The following is a 17,755-nucleotide window of genomic DNA, read 5'->3' on the forward strand; positions in this document are numbered from 1 at the left end:
ATGGCAAGGTTCCAATTCAGTGGCGTTAAACCGTTGCCGTCTCATAGCCATTCGCACGCAGTTTGCGAATGTCTTTCCACATCATGGCTCCAACCACCAAACTCAACGCGATGTTAGACAGCGGATACGCTATCCACACACCGTTCACCCCCCAAAGCTTTGGCATGGCGTAGAGGAATGGCAGTTGGATCAGCATGTTTCCTAATGTCACGAACAGGGCTTTTCGGTTGTGACTGATCGCTTGATAATATGCGGCTGCCACAACGATGAACCCATCAAGGAACATTGAGAACAAATGCAAGCGGATACCGACTACCGTATATTCGATAAGTTGTGGCTCACTGGAGTTAAACACTGAAACCGCTTGGTAAGGAAACAGGTTAAGGAGTCCCACAAAAACCGCACCACCGAGTACGGAACTGAACATGGCGACATTGAACAGCTTACGCATGTTGTCTTCACGACGAGCGCCATAGTTGTAGCTCAATAGTGGCTGCATCGCATTAGCGATGCCTTCGGCAATTAGGTAATAGAAAGCAACGATATAACCCAAGATGGCGTATGCACCGACCAAGGTCATCGACCCGTACTCCGCAAACAGAGCGTTATGCAGTGCTACCATAAAAGAGCCATAGGCGTACATGAAAAAGCTTGTGACGCCAATGGAGAATATCTTAGGTAACAGTGGCCACTGTAACCTAAAGTCACGCAGTGAAAGGCGCATTTTCGCTTTTGAGGTAAAGAAATATCCTACACCCAACACTGTCACCACAGCTTGAGCTATCGCTGTTGCGAGCGCTGCACCAGTAAGCTCCCAATCGAGAATAGCGATAAACCAGTAATCAAGGACGATATTGATCACCGCGCCAAGCACCATCAAGATAGTCGCCATATTTGGGCTATCGTCGTTTCTCAATAAGAACGGCACTGCAATTGAGCCGAGTGTGAACACACCGCCAACGATCAAGATGTCGAGATACTGCATCGCGAGATCGTACATGCGTCCCTGTGCGCCTTGAATCAGGATCATCTTGTCGGCGTATTGCCAAAGTAAGACAGCAACAACTGGACTCAACGCTAGCAATGCCATTAAACCGGTTGCCAAAGCTTGCTTCGCACCAACAAGATCGCTCTCACCTTGTTTGATCGACGCCAGCGCTCCAGTACCGACACCAATCATCATACCAAGACCAAGAATGACACTAATCACTGGCCAAGCGACATTGATGCCCGCAAGGCCGTCGCCTCCCATATACTGTCCAATAAAGATGCCGTCTACCACTTGGTATAAGCCGTTGACCAGCATAGCGGCAACGGTAGGTACGGCATAACGCCAAAACTGTTGGTAAATTGATTTTTGATTCATCACGACGTTACTACGATTATTTGTTATCAAATGACTCTTCAGAGTCTTACTGTTGATTAAGAACGAATAGGTATTAAGGTTTTAACGCTTTAGTTAGAAGCTGATTGAGTTCGGTAAACTCGCTGTCTGTGAGGTTCACCTTTAATTTATCAGCAACTACCCTATAAATTTCCAGCTCTGACGCTAGAGGGATACGCGCCTTCTCTGTCAGTACTACCCGTTTAGCACGAGCGTCTTCTGGACACGCTAAACGTTCCACTAGCCCCTTCTTCTCCAACCGCTTGACCATATTGGTGGCTGACGGCTTGGACACCTCTAACTCTCGAGCCAAGTCAGTGAGCCTAATCGGCTCCTCGGAGGCTTGCACGGTTTTGAGATAGTCATATTCATTAAAGCTAAGGTGAGATAATGGATCTTCTTTACAGTAACTGCGCCAAACCTTAGCAGTGAGGCGTTCCATTCTCTCTAAATTGACTTCTATAGACATTCACGTTATTTATTAATTAGCTTGGCTAACTATTTTAGAGGTATTGGAAGTAAACTGCAACGCATAAAAAAACACCAGCTTATCGCTGGTGTTTTAAGGTATTGGATTTATTGAGAGAAACTAGGCGTCGCTTGGTTCTGCGTTCGCTTGTTCTTCTTGCTGTTTCTTCGCTTCTTCTGCTTGCTGAGCGCGAACAATTTCAAAGATTTTGGTGAGCTCTAGGAATGCGTACTTATGCTCTGCAAAATCATACACATTTTGTGCGATCGCTAGCTTGTAGAGCGAGACGGCGGTTGGGTAGTCACCGTCGATTTGATGACGCTTAGCAAGGTAGAAGTACACCTCAGTCAGACGCTCTGCCAATACATTATTGTCTCGGCTGCTCGCTAGGATCGCTTGGAATGCTTGCTCTTCTGACACTTGGTCAAGCATCAAGGCAACCAAAATCCAGCCCCAGTCGTTATTGCGAGCAAGATACTGTTTATTTAGCGTAATAGCCGCTTCCGATGGGCTCGCTTGGCGAGAAATGATGTAAAGCCACAGCGCTCGGTACGGATCCGATGGATTCTCTTGGTAGTAACGCGTCATTCCTTCAATCGCTAGAGGAATACGGTCGCCGTAGTACAGTGCGATAGAACGGTTGCGAAGTGCGTAAGAGTTGGCAGGATCCAGCTCTAAGCTTGAATCAAACGCTTCATACGCAGAGTCAAAATCACCGATCTGAGTGAAGTATTGACCGACTTGGTTGAACACCACTGGCTGAGCTGGGTTTAATTGAAGCGACTGGTTGAAATCAAGCTGCGCCAAATCGCGCATACCTAGGCTATTGAAATAAGAACCACGCTCGAAATGCATTTTCGCGCGCACATCGTTATCGAGATCGCTGCGCTGAAGTAGCTGAGTCAGTCTTGCAACCTGGACTTCATATTGAACATTGGCTTGTAAAGGCACTGCCATCGGTGGATTCAACCACTGCTGATCTTGCGTTGATGAGTTGGATGCACAACCCGTCACTACGGCCACTAAACTCAATCCTAAGATTCGAAACCACTTCACTATATTCTTCTCCTTAATGCCTGCTATCGCTAAGCGTAACTGACGGCTTTTATTAATTTTTTTGCCGTGCTGCTTTAATGGTATAGCAGGTAATTTCCTTCGCGCACTAAAAAAGGGGGCGATTGCCCCCTCTTTATAGCATGCTTTTAGACGCAATGGTCTAGAAATGCGAATTATTCTGCGTCAGGTGCCGCTTTTTCATTCGCAGCTTCAGCTGGCTGTTCTACCGCTTCTTTCATGCTTAGACGTACACGGCCTTGGCGGTCGATTTCAAGTACTTTAACTTGAACTTCTTGGCCTTCTTTCAGGTAGTCAGTCACTTTCTCAACACGCTCTTGAGCGATTTGAGAGATGTGTACTAGACCATCTTTACCTGGAAGAACCGTTACGAATGCACCGAAGTCTGCTAGACGAGCAACTTTACCCGTGTAGATCTTACCCACTTCAACTTCTGCAGTGATAGCTTCGATACGAGCAATCGCATCTTTCGCTTGGTCACCGTCAGTCGCAGCGATCTTGATAGTACCGTCGTCTTCGATCTCAATCGTTGTACCAGTCTCTTCAGTTAGCTGACGGATAACCGCGCCACCTTTACCGATAACGTCTTTGATCTTGTCTGCGCTGATCTTCATTGTGTGGATACGCGGAGCGAACTCAGAGATATCTTCACGAGCACCAGAGATAGCTTCATCCATTACAGAAAGGATGTGCTTACGTGCACCTTGCGCTTGGTTAAGAGCAATTTGCATGATCTCTTTAGTGATACCTTCGATCTTGATGTCCATTTGAAGTGCAGTGATACCAGTGTTAGTACCTGCTACTTTAAAGTCCATGTCACCTAGGTGGTCTTCATCACCAAGGATGTCAGAAAGAACAACGAAGTCGTCGCCTTCTTTAACAAGACCCATTGCGATACCCGCAACAGAAGACTTGATTGGAACACCCGCATCCATAAGTGCTAGAGACGTACCACATACAGAAGCCATTGAAGATGAACCGTTAGATTCAGTGATTTCCGATACAACACGAACTGTGTATGGGAATTCATCAACAGAAGGCATTACTGCTGCGATACCGCGTTTAGCCAGTTTACCGTGACCGATTTCACGACGCTTAGGAGAACCTACAAAACCAGTTTCGCCAACACAGTATGGAGGGAAGTTGTAGTGTAGTAGGAAGTGATCTTTACGCTCACCTGTTAGCTCATCGATGATTTGAGCATCACGCTGCGTACCAAGAGTCGCAGTTACGATTGCCTGAGTTTCACCACGAGTGAATAGTGAACTGCCGTGAGTACGTGGAAGAACGCCAGTACGTACATCTAGTGCACGAACCATGTCTTTTTCACGACCATCGATACGTGGGTTACCCGCGATGATGCTACGACGAACAACTGTCTTCTCTAGATCGTGGAAGATAGTGTGGATTTCTTTAAGATTCGCTTCTGAGTCTTCAGCAAGAAGAACATCGTTCACTTCAGCTGCAATCGCGTGGATACGATCGTAACGAGCCATCTTTTCAGTGATTTGGTAAGCTTCAACAAGCTTAGCTTCCGCTAGTTCAGCGATGCGATTGTTAAGAGTCGTGTTCTCTTGTGGAGCAACCCAATCCCAAGCTGGAGTAGCAACTTCTGCTGCGAACTCGTTGATTGCTTTGATAACAACTTGCTGTTGGTCGTGGCCGTAAACCACTGCTGATAGCATCTCTTCTTCTGTTAGGTTGTCTGCTTCAGACTCAACCATAAGAACAGCGCCTTCAGTACCCGCAACGACTAGGTCTAGTTTAGAGCTTTCTAGCTCAGTGTTGCTTGGGTTTAGTACTAGTTGACCGTCAATGTGACCAACACGTGCTGCACCGATAGGGCCGTTAAACGGGATACCAGAGATAGCAAGAGCAGCTGAAGTACCGATCATTGTTACCATGTCTGGTTGAACGTTCGGGTTTACAGACATTACTGTCGCGATTACCTGAACTTCGTTTTTGAATGCGTCTGGGAAAAGAGGACGAATTGGACGGTCGATTAGACGTGCAGTCAGTGTTTCGCCTTCAGAAGGACGACCTTCACGCTTGAAGAAACCACCAGGGATTTTACCTGCCGCGTAAGTACGCTCTTGGTAGTTTACAGTTAGTGGGAAGAAGTCTTGACCTTCCACAGCTTCTTTTTTACCAACAACAGAAACGAATACTGACGTATCGTCCATTGTTACCATTACAGCTGCAGTAGCTTGACGTGCGATAACGCCTGTTTCTAGCGTCACAGTGTGGTTGCCGTATTGGAACGACTTAACAACTGGTTTTTCGAACATTGTATTTCCTTTTTTCTGGAGCAAGTCCAGATCATTTGATTGTGCGCTCAATGCATTACAAATCGCGACTAGTTCAAACAAACTTAGCTCGTTGCTTTAAACAGCTTAAAGCGAGCAAATGTGCTTGGAATAGTCGCGACCCTGCGGTCGACAAAATGGACTGTAATGTACTGAGCAGATTGTGGCTAAACGAATGCGCGTTAGACAACTCTGTTTAGACGGGACGTAGTATAAACTACTTAGTGGAAGTTTTGCTATTAACTAAAGAATTTAGCCAACAAAAAAGGGGCATATAGCCCCTTTTAACAAACTTTCTATGCAGACGCTGATTAGCGACGTAGGCCTAGACGTTTGATTAGGTCTTGGTAGCGAGCTAGGTTTTTACCTTTTAGGTAATCTAGAAGCTTACGACGACGAGAAACCATACGTAGAAGACCACGACGGCTGTGGTGATCGCCTTTGTGTGCTTTGAAGTGACCTTGTAGGTGGTTGATAGAAGCTGTAAGTAGAGCTACTTGAACTTCTGGTGAACCAGTGTCGCCTTCGCCTTGTGCGTATTCTGCAACGATTGCTGCTTTAGTTTCTGCATTCAGAGACATAATTCTCTCCTAATAAGAGTAGATTTAAAAGTTGTAGCAGCCAATCTCTGATTCAGCCGCTACGCGAAGCGGGGATTATAAGGGTGGGATTAATTAAAGGCAAGAGGTTACGAGATAAAAAGGTGGAGACACTTTGAGTCTCGCATTCTACCCCCTCTAACTCCCCCGGCTACGCGCCCCGTTATTAAGGGGGAGAACCACTGCTAGCTCCTATCGTCGCACCGCACGTAAACAACTAGGCGATGCGCCAGCGAGCCAGCAGTTCCTCCCCTTTATAAGGGGAGGCTAGGAGGGGTGCTCTTAAGCTCTATAGCTCTATAGCTATATAGCTCTATAGCTTCAAAGCTCTCAACCACCAACCTTACAACACACCCTACTGCTGCTCTTCCTCACGAAAAACAACCAAACGCTTAGGCGCAAGCTTACCATCGTCATTCATGGCACCAACACCAATAAACAAACGCTCTTCACCCATAGTCATACGCACTGGCGCATCCACTGGCAAACCTGAAACCTGCACCGGCTGACCATGCTGAAGCAAATCACCAAGCACAGGCGATACATTCGCTTCTTGAAGGTCTTGTACTGCACTGTCCATTGGCATCAGCAGTGGGTCAAGCAGCTCGCGCGGCTGACGCTCTTCGCGCTGTGCCTGCTCGAATAGCTCGTTAAGCTGCTCAAGGGTCACCATGTTCTCATAAGGGTACTTAGCAACAGCGGTACGGCGCAGCATCGTCACGTGTGCGCCACAGCCTAGCATTTCGCCCAAATCATCGACGATCGTACGGATGTACGTACCTTTCGAGCAGTGTACTTCCATCTCCACTTCATCACCTTCAAAGCGATGTAGAACGATTTCATACACAGTGATCTTGCGCGCTTCTCGCGGCACTTCGATACCTTGGCGAGCGTACTCATAAAGCGGCTTACCTTGATACTTCAATGCAGAGAACATTGATGGCACTTGATCAGACTCACCACGGAACTTGTCGATGCACTCATCAAGAAGCTCAGGCGTTACGTTGATTTCGCGAGTTTCTACGACTTCGCCATCAGAATCAGAGGTATTGGTGCGTTCACCAAGTTTAGCGATAACGCGGTAGCGCTTGTCTGAATCCAATAGGAACTGGGAAAACTTGGTGGCTTCGCCCAAGCAAATTGGCAGCATGCCTGTTGCTAGCGGGTCAAGAGCACCGGTGTGCCCTGCTTTCTCAGCGAAGTAGATGCGCTTTACTTTTTGCAGAGCGTCATTCGATGAGATACCGGTAGGTTTATCTAGAAGGATAACGCCGTTGACTGGACGTCCCTTGCGACGTCTAGCCATTATTGCTCTTCTCCCTCAGCACCATTTTCTTCGCTACGACCAGCTTCATCTTGCTTACGCTTGTCTTCGCTAACCACTTCGCTCACTAGGTTAGACATACGCATACCTTCGACAAGTGTGTTGTCGTATTGGAAGCGTACTTCTGGCGTTAGGCGTAGGCGAATGCGCTTGCCTAGCATCATACGAATATGAGCTTCGTGCTCACGAAGTGCTGCAATGCTTGATTCTGGGGTTTGCTCACCAACACATAGGAAAGTAACGAATACTTTTGCATAAGCTAGGTCACGAGACACTTCTACGTCTGAAATCGTCACCATACCAAGGCGAGAATCACGAACTTCGCGTTGAAGGATAAGAGCAAGCTCTTTTTGTAGTTGCTGCGCAACACGTTGTGTGCGGCTAAATTCTTTTGACATTTCATTTCTCACTATAGAAAGAATGGGGGGATGGTAATAACCAGCCCCCCATGGCGTATTCAACAACCATCAATACTCAAGTTTGATACTGAGTAGCGATTTTGTCTATTAGTCTAGAGTACGTTTGATTTCAACGATTTCGAATACTTCGATTTGGTCGCCAACGCGAACATCGTTGTAGTTCTTAACGCCGATACCACACTCGTAACCGTTCTTAACTTCTTGAACGTCATCTTTGAAGCGGCGTAGAGATTCTAGTTCACCTTCGTAGATTACAACGTTCTCACGCAGTACGCGGATAGGGTTGTTACGCTTGATAGTACCTTCAGTTACCATACAACCCGCGATTGCGCCAAGTTTTGGAGACTTAAATACGTCACGTACTTCTGCAAGGCCGATGATTTCTTGCTTGAATTCAGGAGCAAGCATACCGCCCATTGCTTGTTTCACTTCGTCAATCAACTGGTAGATGATTGAGTAGTAGCGTAGGTCTAGGTTTTCTGTATCTACAGTACGGCGAGCAGAAGCATCAGCACGTACGTTGAAGCCTAGGATGATAGCGTTAGAAGCTGCTGCTAGTACTGCATCAGTTTCTGTGATACCACCAACACCAGAACCAACGATGTTTACTTTCACTTCTTCAGTAGACAGTTTCAGTAGAGAATCAGAGATTGCTTCTACAGAACCCTGTACGTCGGCTTTCAGTACTACGTTAAGCTCAGCAACGTCACCAGCAGTCATGTTAGAGAACATGTTTTCTAGTTTCGCTTTTTGCTGACGCGCAAGTTTCACGTCACGGAATTTACCTTGACGGTAGTTTGCTACTTCACGAGCTTTACGCTCATCACGTACAACTGTTGCTTCGTCACCTGATGATGGAACACCAGATAGGCCAAGGATCTCAACCGGGATAGATGGACCAGCTTGCGTCACTTCTTTACCTAGTTCATCACGCATCGCACGTACACGGCCGTATTCTTGACCACAAAGTACGATGTCACCCTTGTTCAGCGTACCAGATTGAACAAGAACAGTAGCAACTGGACCACGACCTTTATCTAGGAATGATTCAACAACCACACCCGATGCCATACCGTCAGCAACCGCTGTTAGCTCAAGTACTTCTGATTGAAGTAGGATAGCTTCTAGAAGACCGTCGATGTTAGTACCTTGTTTCGCAGAGATGTGAACAAACATGTTCTCACCGCCCCACTCTTCAGGGATAACGTCGTATTGCGCCAGTTCGTTCTTAACGTTGTCTGGGTTTGCGTCTTCTTTATCGATCTTGTTCACTGCAACAATCAGAGGAACGCCAGCCGCTTTCGCGTGTTGGATCGCTTCGATTGTTTGTGGCATTACGCCATCGTCCGCAGCAACAACTAGAACAACGATATCCGTCGCTTGAGCACCACGAGCACGCATTGCAGTAAACGCCGCGTGTCCAGGAGTATCAAGGAAGGTAATCATGCCGTTGTCAGTTTCTACGTGGTATGCACCGATGTGCTGGGTAATACCACCTGCTTCGCCTGATGCAACGTGAGTGCGACGGATGTAGTCAAGTGTCGATGTTTTACCGTGGTCAACGTGACCCATGATAGTAACAACAGGTGCACGAGATACTGCTTCTGATGTTTCATCACGGTCAGACAGTACCGCTTCTTCCAGTTCGTTCTCTTTACGTAGAACAACTTTGTGACCCATTTCTTCAGCAACAAGCTGTGCAGTTTCTTGGTCGATAACTTGGTTGATAGTCGCCATCGCGCCCATCTTCATCATCACCTTGATAACTTCAGTTGCTTTAACAGACATCTTGTTTGCTAGCTCAGAAAGGACGATAGTCTCGCCAATCACAACGTCTTGCTTAGCAACTTGAGCGGTCTTATCGAAGCCGTGCTGCATAGACGTAGGCTTAGCCAATTTGCCTTTTCTACCACGTTGGTTACGACCACCGCGACCACCGCGGTTGTCTTCTTGTGGGCTTGCTTTCTTCTTACGACGACGAGGCGCTTTCTCTTCTTTACGGTCTTGAGCATCTTCTGCTTCACGAGCGTACGTAGAGGTTGTCGTGTGGTAGTCTGCTTTTTCGTTGTCTTTAGATTTTTTCTCTTCTTCAGACCAGCGTGCGGCATTCTCTTCCGCTAGTTTGCGAGCTTCTTCAGCTAGACGAGCCGCTTCAGCTTCCGCCTTACGTTGCGCCTCTTCTTCTTGACGACGTTTTAGTTCGTCTGCTTCTTTCTTCGCTTCAGCATTCTTTGCGTTCATTTCTTTCTTAGCCTTTTCCGCTTCTTCGCGCTTAGCAGTATCTGCTTCAGGTTGCTCCGCCTCACGTTTAGCGTTTTCCTCTGCTAGACGTTTTTCTTCGGCTTCGCGCTGAGCTTTCTCTTCTGCTTCACGCTGTGCTTTCTCTGCAGCTTCACGTTTGGCTAGCTCTTCGGCTTCACGTTGGGCACGCTCTTCCGCCTCACGATTTGCTGCATCCTCAGCTTCACGTTTTGCTTGCTCGTCGATCGCACTGCGCTTGACATAAGTGCGCTTCTTGCGCACTTCTACTTGTACATCTTTGCTCTTACCGCCACCGGCAGAAACAGACAGAGTGCTACGAGTTTTACGCTGAAGCGTAAGACGAGTAGGCTCTGACTCACCAGATGTATCACCATGTTCTTTCTTAAGGTGAGTAAGAAGCGTTTGCTTCTCTTCATCATTCACCTGATCGCTTTCTGATTTTTTCAGACCAGCATCAGCAAGTTGTTCAATTAGGCGTTCAACTGGCGTACCAATCTCTTCGCTAAGTGCTTTAACCGTAAGTTTTGTCATGCAACTACCTCCTTGCTGATTATTATTCTTCGTCGCCGAACCAACAGATGTTACGTGCAGCCATGATTAGCTCGCCTGCGCGTTCTTCTGTTAGCCCTTCAATGCCCTCTAGCTCATCGACACCTTGATCTGCAAGGTCTTCAAGAGTAGCTACACCTTTTGCAGCCAGTTTGAATGCCATTTCACGCTCTAGACCTTCTAGTGCTAGTAGGTCATCTGCTGGCTCAACACCTTCGAATGACTCTTCTTGAGCAAGAGCAAGTGTTGTTAGGGCATCTTTTGCACGGCTACGAAGCTCTTCTACAAGCTCTTCGTTTAAGCCGTCGACTTCTAGAAGTTCATTAACTGGCACGTATGCCACTTCTTCTAGCGTAGAGAAGCCTTCCTCAACAAGCATTTCCGCAAAGTCTTGCTCGATGTCTAGGTGCTTCATAAAGTTTTCGATAGAAGCTGATGCTTCTTCTTGGTGTTTCTTCTGAAGGTCTGCAACCGTCATAACGTTTAGTTCCCAACCCGTTAGTTGAGAGGCTAGACGTACGTTTTGACCGCTACGACCGATAGCTTGCGCTAGGTTGTCAGCTTCAACTGCGATGTCCATTGCGTGTGCATCTTCATCAACGATGATAGAAGCAACGTCTGCTGGCGCCATTGCGTTGATAACGAACTGAGCTGGGTTATCGTCCCAAAGAACGATATCGATACGCTCGCCGCCAAGCTCACCAGAAACCGCTTGTACACGTGCACCACGCATACCCACACACGCACCCACAGGGTCGATACGCTTGTCGTTGGTTTTCACGGCGATCTTCGCGCGAGAACCTGGATCACGTGCCGCGCCTTTCAGCTCGATAAGCTCTTCAGCAATCTCTGGCACTTCCACACGGAATAGCTCAGCTAGCATTTCTGGCTTAGAACGAGTAATGAATAGCTGGAAGCCGCGAGCTTCTGGAGCCACTTTGTATAGAAGACCACGTACACGGTCACCTGGACGGAAGTTTTCACGAGGAAGCTGGTCATCACGTAGGATAACGGCTTCTGCGTTGTTACCAAGGTCTAGGATGATAGTGTCACGGTTAACTTTCTTAACCACACCGGTCACTAGATCGCCTTCGTTGTCGATGAACTGTTCAACGATTTGCGCGCGCTCAGCTTCACGTACTTTTTGTACGATAACTTGCTTAGCCGTTTGCGTGGTGATGCGGTCAAACGTTACTGACTCGATCTGTTCTTCAACGAAGTCACCAATTTGAACAGACTCGTCGTCGTACTGTGCCGCTTCAATAGAAATTTCTTTCGTTGGGAATTCAACTTCTTCTACTGCCATCCAGCGACGGAAGGTTTCGAATTCACCTGTTTTGCGGTCAATGGCAACACGTACATCGATTTCGATTTCGTGTTTTTTCTTAGAAGAGGTTGCTAGTGCAATCTCTAGCGCTTCAAAAATACGCTCACGAGGAACAGCTTTCTCGTTAGAAACTGCTTCTACTACCGCTAAAATTTCTTTACTCATTTATCTAGCCTCTAAGCTTTTATTATTAGGGACCTAAAATTTAGGGATAAGGTTAGCTTTGGAAATGTTGCTTAGCGCCATTTCTTCTTCGGTACCATCGGCAAGGATGGTCACTGTCTCGCCATCAATAGATTGGATTACACCTTTCCACTTACGACGGTTGCCGACAGCCATTTTCAACACGATGCTGACCTCGTGACCAATAAACTGTTGGTAATGTGCTGCTTTGAAAAGTGGTCTTTCTAGGCCTGGTGAAGACACCTCTAGGTTATAAGCCACCGTAATTGGGTCTTCGACGTCCATTACTGCACTTACCTGATGACTTACTTCTGCGCAAGCATCAACAGTAATACCATTTTCATGGTCGATATAGATTCGAAGGGTAGAATGCTCACCAGCACGGATGAACTCTAAACCAACAAGCTCGTAGCCAATTGCCTCTACAGGCGCTTCGAGCAATTCTGTAAGTTGTCTTTCTAAACCAGTCATTTAACCACTCCAGAAACAAAAAAAGGGCATATAGCCCAATTTAAATTCCAAGCACTTGTATTTGCTGCCTTTTAAAAAGCGCAAATAACAAAAAACCCCGAAAGTCGGGGTTTTTTGTTGCTGGACCCTGATCATCGAGAAAAAGTAACACCCTAAAAACATAGCTGGTGTTTTCTCGATGTGCAGTGATTTTTTCACACTGCTAAACTTGCAATCCATCAACACTTGGAAAGTATTGGTTGCGGGGGCCGGATTTGAACCGACGACCTTCGGGTTATGAGCCCGACGAGCTACCAAGCTGCTCCACCCCGCGTCCGACTTGCTGAGCATTATACGCTCACCAAACTGTATTACAAGTTTATAAATAATGGTGCCGAGAGAGGGACTCGAACCCTCACACCAAAGGCACTAGCACCTCATGCTAGCGTGTCTACCAATTTCACCATCTCGGCATCTAAGTTTCTTGATTCGTTAGAACCAATCGACTTATTGAGGGATCTCGTCGCTGTTTTCAGCTGGAACATCACTCGCTGTATCAGCTGCTTGCTCAATTACTTGACCTTGAGTAGGGTCAACCCATTGAGACTCACCTTTGTGAGTGTACATGTTGCCAAGTACTAAGCTGATAACAAAAAATACGATTGCAAAAACTGCAGTCATTCGGGTTAGGAAATTTCCTGAGCCACTAGCACCAAACACTGTGTTTGAAGCGCCAGCACCGAATGAGGCTCCCATATCTGCGCCTTTACCTTGTTGAATCAACACTAGGCCAATAACACCGAGCGCAGCCAACAGGTAAATCACAAGTAGAACTTGAATCATGTGTCCACCTATGTTCCTAATTGTTGAGCCAGCGCCGCTTTCCTTGCAGAACGCATTGAAAGCCTGGCTATGACCTCCTAAGCGAAGGCGGTGGCAATACTAGCGAATGCCGCACTGACTGACAAGAGAAAAATGACAAAAATCTTCCGCCGAGCAACTGACCGCTCAAAAAAAGGGCAAAAGAACAATTACCAATAAGAATAAGCGAGTAATCATATAAAAAATAAGCAAGAACCAAAAGAACTAATTTGGTTCTTGCTCATACTAAATTGTCGAGACTTAGCAGTTTTCTTTTACGATATCAGCAATGTATTGTGCTGATTTATTCACTAGCGCATCATCTTCGCCTTCAACCATGACTCGCAACAAGGGCTCAGTGCCCGATTTGCGAAGCAGCACACGACCTTTATCGCCAAGATCGGCTTCTGCTTTTGCAACCGCCTGCTTCACAGCGTCTGCTTCTAGCGGATTCGCATCGCCACTGAAACGAACATTGATCAGCACTTGTGGGTATAAGGTCATACCGCTGGCAAGCTCATTAAGTGACATCTTCGCGCCAACCACTGATGCCAGTACCTGCAGCGCAGCGACAATGGCATCACCCGTCGTCACTTTGTCCAGTAGGATAACGTGGCCTGAGTTTTCTGCGCCAATACGCCAGTCACGCTCAAGCAACTGCTCCATTACGTAGCGGTCACCAACGGCGGCACGTACAAATGGAATACCAAGCTGCTTAAGGCCATTTTCCATACCGAGGTTGGTCATTAGAGTACCAACAACGCCACCTTTTAGCTCGCCACAGCGAAGCGCGTCACGAGCAATAATGTAAGCGATTTGGTCGCCATCCACTTTGTTACCCAAGTGGTCAACCATAATGATGCGGTCGCCGTCGCCATCAAAAGCAAGACCAAGAGCTGCATTCTCTTCAACTACTTTTGCTTGTAGCGCACGCACATCTGTCGCACCTACTTCCGCGTTGATGTTGGTACCGTCTGGGTCAACCCCTATTGCGATAACGTCTGCACCTAGCTCTTTAAATACCGAAGGCGCGATTTTGTAGGTTGCGCCATGCGCACAATCGATAACAATTTTTAGACCCGCAAGGCTTAGGTTGTGTGGGAAAGTACTCTTACAAAACTCGATATAGCGACCAGCAGCATCGTTAAGACGGCTCGCTTTACCAAGCTCAGAAGATTCAACACACTCGATGTCTTTATCCAGCTCTTCTTCAATTGCAAGCTCAATAGCGTCAGGCAGTTTCGTGCCTTCCGATGAGAAGAACTTAATGCCGTTGTCGTAGTAGGGGTTGTGAGATGCAGAAATCACGATACCCGCTTCCGCACGGAACGTCTGGGTAAGATATGCTACTGCCGGCGTTGGCAGCGGTCCGGTGAAGATCGCTTTAAGCCCAGCTGCCGATAAACCCGCTTCGAGTGCCGATTCCAGCATGTAGCCTGAGATACGCGTATCTTTACCAATGATCACTTTCTTAGTGCCTTGCTTTGCAAGCACTCGACCAGCAGCCCAACCTAGCTTAAGTACAAAATCCGGTGTGATTGGGTACTGGCCCACTTTACCTCGAACACCATCGGTACCAAAATAACGTCGTTGTGACATTCTATTTCCTTATTCGTTTTTATAGATTTGATTGCATCATCTGGACGATCTTCACCGCCTCGACTGTTTCAGCCGCGTCATGAACACGGATGATTTGCGCCCCTTTCGCAGCAGCAAGAGTAGCGCAAGCTAAGCTCCCTGCTAAACAGTCCGCAGGTACTTTATCAAGCAGCTTAAAAATCATTGATTTACGCGACATACCGGCAAGCACTGGCAGTCCAAACTGATGAAATTTGTCCAAATGCGCTAGCAGATGATAATTGTGTTCCAGTGTTTTGCCAAATCCGAAGCCGGGATCCAAGATTAATTGTTCGCGCGTAATACCTACCGCTTCACAGGCTGCGATACGCTCCTGTAAGAATTGCGCCACGTCTGTCAGAAGATCTTCATAGGTAGGGTTGGCTTGCATCGTGCGCGGCTGCCCCTGCATGTGCATAAGACAGATCGGCACACCCGCGGCTGCGGCGACCTCCAGAGCGCCGGGCTCTTGCAGGGCACGGACGTCGTTGATGATATCTGCACCGGCCTCTACGGCTTGGCGCATGACTTCTGCCTTACTGGTGTCGACGGAAATCCAAACACCAAATCGCTCACGTATTGCCCTAATCACGGGGATAACTCGTGCCAACTCTTCTTGCAGCTCAACATCAGGAGCCCCTGGGCGCGTTGATTCACCACCGATATCAACAATCGTCACACCTGAAGCGATCATCGCTACAACCTGCTCAAGCGCAGCATCCACTGAATTGAATTTGCCACCGTCAGAAAAAGAGTCAGGGGTGACATTGACGATACCCATCACTTGTGGTGTATCGAGAGAGAGAGTTTTCTGGTTTGCTTGTAAAATCATAACTGCTTTAAACGACAAAAGCCCCGAGCTAGGCTCGGGGCTTAATCAGTAGTGGTTATTCTGAGTCTTTCTTAGTTGGCTCAGAAGACACATTTTCAGCCTTAGTTTCTGAGTCCGCGGCTGGCGCTGCTGGCTCTTCTACTTTCGGTTCTTCAGCTTTAGGCTCAGGCTTCGCCTCTGCCTTTTCTTGCTGGGCTGCGGCTTGGTCAGCCCAACCTGCTGGCTCACGAATATCTGTTTTACGCTCCATCAGGTCATCAATTTGACCTGCATCGATGGTCTCGTATTTCACGAGAGCATCTTTCATAGCATGCATAATATCCATGTTGTCTTCTAAGATCTTTCTAGCGCGATCGTAGTTACGGTCAATCAAGAGACGTACTTCTTCGTCAATCAGCTTAGCCGTTTCACCCGATACGTGTTTCGTTTGAGTAACGCTACGACCTAGGAATACTTCACCTTCATCTTCTGCGTACAACAAAGGACCCAGTTTTTCAGAGAAGCCCCATTGTGTCACCATCTTACGAGCGATGTCTGTCGCACGTTCGATATCATTTGATGCGCCTGTCGATACTTTGTCTTTACCGTAGATAAGTTCTTCAGCTAGACGGCCACCATATAGACTTGAGATCATTGACTCTAGGTGCTGGCGAGACATGCTTACACGGTCTTGCTCTGGTAAGTACATAGTTACACCCAGCGCACGACCACGTGGAATGATAGATACCTTATACACAGGATCGTGCTCAGGAACCAAGCGACCAACGATAGCGTGACCCGCTTCGTGGTATGCCGTTGACTCTTTCGTTTCTTCAGACAGAACCATAGAACGGCGCTCTGCACCCATCATGATCTTGTCTTTCGCAAGCTCAAACTCAACCATAGATACGTTGCGTTTGTTACCGCGAGCCGCAAATAGTGCTGCTTCGTTAACTAAGTTAGCAAGGTCTGCACCAGAGAAGCCTGGTGTACCACGTGCGATCAATGATGGCTCTACGTCTGACGCTAGAGGTACTTTACGCATGTGTACTTTCAAGATTTGCTCACGGCCACGTACATCAGGTAGACCAACCACGACTTGACGGTCAAAACGACCAGGACGAAGTAGAGCTGGGTCAAGTACGTCAGGACGGTTGGTTGCTGCAATAACGATGATACCTTCGTTACCTTCGAAACCATCCATCTCAACCAGCATTTGGTTTAGGGTTTGCTCACGCTCATCGTGACCACCACCAACACCAGCGCCACGCTGACGGCCTACCGCATCGATTTCATCGATGAAGATGATACAAGGTGCTGCTTTTTTCGCTTGTTCGAACATGTCGCGCACACGAGATGCACCCACACCCACGAACATTTCTACGAAGTCAGAACCTGAGATAGTAAAGAACGGAACCTTCGCTTCACCAGCAATGGCTTTAGCAAGGAGCGTTTTACCTGTACCAGGAGGACCAACCATTAGAACACCCGTTGGGATCTTACCGCCCAGTTTCTGGAATCGGCTTGGATCACGTAGATAGTCTACTAGCTCTTTAACGTCCTCTTTTGCTTCGTCACAACCTGCAACGTCAGCAAACGTGGTCTTAATCTGTTCTTCGCTCATCATGCGAGCTTTACTCTTACCAAACGACATGGCGCCTTTGCCACCGCCGCCTTGCATCTGGCGCATAAAGAAGATCCAGACACCGATAAGAAGAATCATTGGGAACCACGAGATGAAGATAGTGCCTAGCAGGCTCTGCTCTTCTGGTGGAGTACCCGAAACTTTTACGTTTTGGTTAATTAGGTCATCAAGAAGTTTTTGATCATAAACCGGCATGTAAGTCACAAAGCGACTGCCACCACCACGGCGAGTAAAGGTTATCTCGCTGTCTTTGAATTGAGCTTCCTGAATCTGGCCATTGCCAACTTCCTGTACGAACGTGGTGTAATCTACCGCTCGACCGTTACTTTCCCCCGGTCCGAAGCTTTGGAATACCGACATCAACACAACGGCGATGACTAACCACAAAATTAAATTCTTTGCCATGTCACTCAAGGTGTCAGCCTCTCGATAACTAATTGTAATTAAAGGTAGGGTACTACAGTTTTTAGGCTGT

General features: G+C 47.4%; 14 protein-coding genes and 2 tRNA genes. All 16 read right to left on the bottom strand.

Annotation, left to right across the window (positions count from 1 at the left end; translation table 11 throughout):
- Positions 1-25: 25 nt before the first annotated feature.
- The 16 genes from PG915_RS13475 to ftsH all read right to left on the bottom strand — a co-directional run bounded on the left by PG915_RS13475 (position 26) and on the right by ftsH (position 17,685).
- A complete protein-coding gene (locus PG915_RS13475) occupies positions 26-1,366 on the bottom strand; it encodes an MATE family efflux transporter (protein WP_353496977.1) in 1,341 nt (446 codons plus the stop codon).
- Positions 1,367-1,439: 73 nt separating this feature from the next.
- Positions 1,440-1,853 (bottom strand): MarR family winged helix-turn-helix transcriptional regulator, encoded by a 414-nt coding sequence (locus PG915_RS13480; RefSeq protein ID WP_353496978.1) that lies wholly within the window; start codon positions 1,851-1,853, stop codon positions 1,440-1,442.
- Positions 1,854-1,973: 120 nt separating this feature from the next.
- Entirely contained in the window at positions 1,974-2,909 is a 936-nt protein-coding gene (gene nlpI / locus PG915_RS13485; protein WP_112459596.1) for a lipoprotein NlpI, read from the bottom strand.
- Between the two features lie 173 nt (positions 2,910-3,082).
- Entirely contained in the window at positions 3,083-5,215 is a 2,133-nt protein-coding gene (gene pnp, locus PG915_RS13490; RefSeq protein WP_353496979.1) for a polyribonucleotide nucleotidyltransferase, read from the bottom strand.
- Positions 5,216-5,544: 329 nt separating this feature from the next.
- Positions 5,545-5,814: a 30S ribosomal protein S15 gene (gene rpsO, locus PG915_RS13495; protein WP_005380094.1), complete on the bottom strand. Its 270-nt coding sequence runs from the start codon at positions 5,812-5,814 to the stop codon at positions 5,545-5,547.
- A 373-nt stretch (positions 5,815-6,187) separates the two neighbouring features.
- Positions 6,188-7,138: a tRNA pseudouridine(55) synthase TruB gene (gene truB / locus PG915_RS13500; RefSeq protein WP_353496980.1), complete on the bottom strand. Its 951-nt coding sequence runs from the start codon at positions 7,136-7,138 to the stop codon at positions 6,188-6,190.
- Positions 7,138-7,554, bottom strand: a complete 417-nt coding sequence (rbfA, locus tag PG915_RS13505; protein WP_103879120.1) for a 30S ribosome-binding factor RbfA — start codon at positions 7,552-7,554, stop codon at positions 7,138-7,140. The genes truB and rbfA overlap by 1 nt, the downstream gene beginning before the upstream one ends.
- Before the next feature lie 108 nt (positions 7,555-7,662).
- Positions 7,663-10,368, bottom strand: a complete 2,706-nt coding sequence (gene infB, locus PG915_RS13510) for a translation initiation factor IF-2 (protein ID WP_353496981.1) — start codon at positions 10,366-10,368, stop codon at positions 7,663-7,665.
- Between the two features lie 22 nt (positions 10,369-10,390).
- Entirely contained in the window at positions 10,391-11,878 is a 1,488-nt protein-coding gene (nusA, locus tag PG915_RS13515; protein WP_353496982.1) for a transcription termination factor NusA, read from the bottom strand.
- A gap of 33 nt (positions 11,879-11,911) precedes the next feature.
- On the bottom strand, positions 11,912-12,367 hold the full coding sequence (gene rimP, locus PG915_RS13520) for a ribosome maturation factor RimP (protein ID WP_353496983.1): 456 nt from the start codon (positions 12,365-12,367) through the stop codon (positions 11,912-11,914).
- A gap of 236 nt (positions 12,368-12,603) precedes the next feature.
- Positions 12,604-12,680 (bottom strand) — tRNA-Met (locus PG915_RS13525).
- A 55-nt stretch (positions 12,681-12,735) separates the two neighbouring features.
- Positions 12,736-12,819: transfer RNA gene (locus tag PG915_RS13530), tRNA-Leu, on the bottom strand.
- 34 nt (positions 12,820-12,853) lie between these two features.
- Positions 12,854-13,189 (bottom strand): preprotein translocase subunit SecG, encoded by a 336-nt coding sequence (gene secG, locus PG915_RS13535; RefSeq protein ID WP_353496984.1) that lies wholly within the window; start codon positions 13,187-13,189, stop codon positions 12,854-12,856.
- Positions 13,190-13,468: 279 nt separating this feature from the next.
- Positions 13,469-14,806: a phosphoglucosamine mutase gene (glmM, locus tag PG915_RS13540; RefSeq protein WP_353496985.1), complete on the bottom strand. Its 1,338-nt coding sequence runs from the start codon at positions 14,804-14,806 to the stop codon at positions 13,469-13,471.
- Positions 14,807-14,825: 19 nt separating this feature from the next.
- A complete protein-coding gene (gene folP, locus PG915_RS13545) occupies positions 14,826-15,656 on the bottom strand; it encodes a dihydropteroate synthase (RefSeq protein ID WP_353496986.1) in 831 nt (276 codons plus the stop codon).
- A gap of 55 nt (positions 15,657-15,711) precedes the next feature.
- Complete coding sequence (gene ftsH / locus PG915_RS13550) at positions 15,712-17,685, bottom strand: ATP-dependent zinc metalloprotease FtsH (RefSeq protein WP_353496987.1); 1,974 nt, start codon at positions 17,683-17,685, stop codon at positions 15,712-15,714.
- Positions 17,686-17,755 lie beyond the last annotated feature (70 nt).

The organism is Vibrio sp. CB1-14, assembly GCF_040412085.2.
Classification (GTDB): domain Bacteria; phylum Pseudomonadota; class Gammaproteobacteria; order Enterobacterales; family Vibrionaceae; genus Vibrio; species Vibrio chaetopteri.

Bases quoted from the DNA above. Each gene is read 5' to 3' on its own strand.
- PG915_RS13475 (WP_353496977.1), bottom strand. From the start codon at position 1,366: ATGAATCAAAAATCAATTTACCAACAGTTTTGGCGTTATGCCGTACCT.
- PG915_RS13480 (WP_353496978.1), bottom strand. From the start codon at position 1,853: ATGTCTATAGAAGTCAATTTAGAGAGAATGGAACGCCTCACTGCTAAG.
- pnp (WP_353496979.1), bottom strand. From the start codon at position 5,215: ATGTTCGAAAAACCAGTTGTTAAGTCGTTCCAATACGGCAACCACACT.
- rpsO (WP_005380094.1), bottom strand. From the start codon at position 5,814: ATGTCTCTGAATGCAGAAACTAAAGCAGCAATCGTTGCAGAATACGCA.
- truB (WP_353496980.1), bottom strand. From the start codon at position 7,138: ATGGCTAGACGTCGCAAGGGACGTCCAGTCAACGGCGTTATCCTTCTA.
- rbfA (WP_103879120.1), bottom strand. From the start codon at position 7,554: ATGTCAAAAGAATTTAGCCGCACACAACGTGTTGCGCAGCAACTACAA.
- infB (WP_353496981.1), bottom strand. From the start codon at position 10,368: ATGACAAAACTTACGGTTAAAGCACTTAGCGAAGAGATTGGTACGCCA.
- nusA (WP_353496982.1), bottom strand. From the start codon at position 11,878: ATGAGTAAAGAAATTTTAGCGGTAGTAGAAGCAGTTTCTAACGAGAAA.
- rimP (WP_353496983.1), bottom strand. From the start codon at position 12,367: ATGACTGGTTTAGAAAGACAACTTACAGAATTGCTCGAAGCGCCTGTA.
- secG (WP_353496984.1), bottom strand. From the start codon at position 13,189: ATGATTCAAGTTCTACTTGTGATTTACCTGTTGGCTGCGCTCGGTGTT.
- glmM (WP_353496985.1), bottom strand. From the start codon at position 14,806: ATGTCACAACGACGTTATTTTGGTACCGATGGTGTTCGAGGTAAAGTG.
- folP (WP_353496986.1), bottom strand. From the start codon at position 15,656: ATGATTTTACAAGCAAACCAGAAAACTCTCTCTCTCGATACACCACAA.
- ftsH (WP_353496987.1), bottom strand. From the start codon at position 17,685: ATGGCAAAGAATTTAATTTTGTGGTTAGTCATCGCCGTTGTGTTGATG.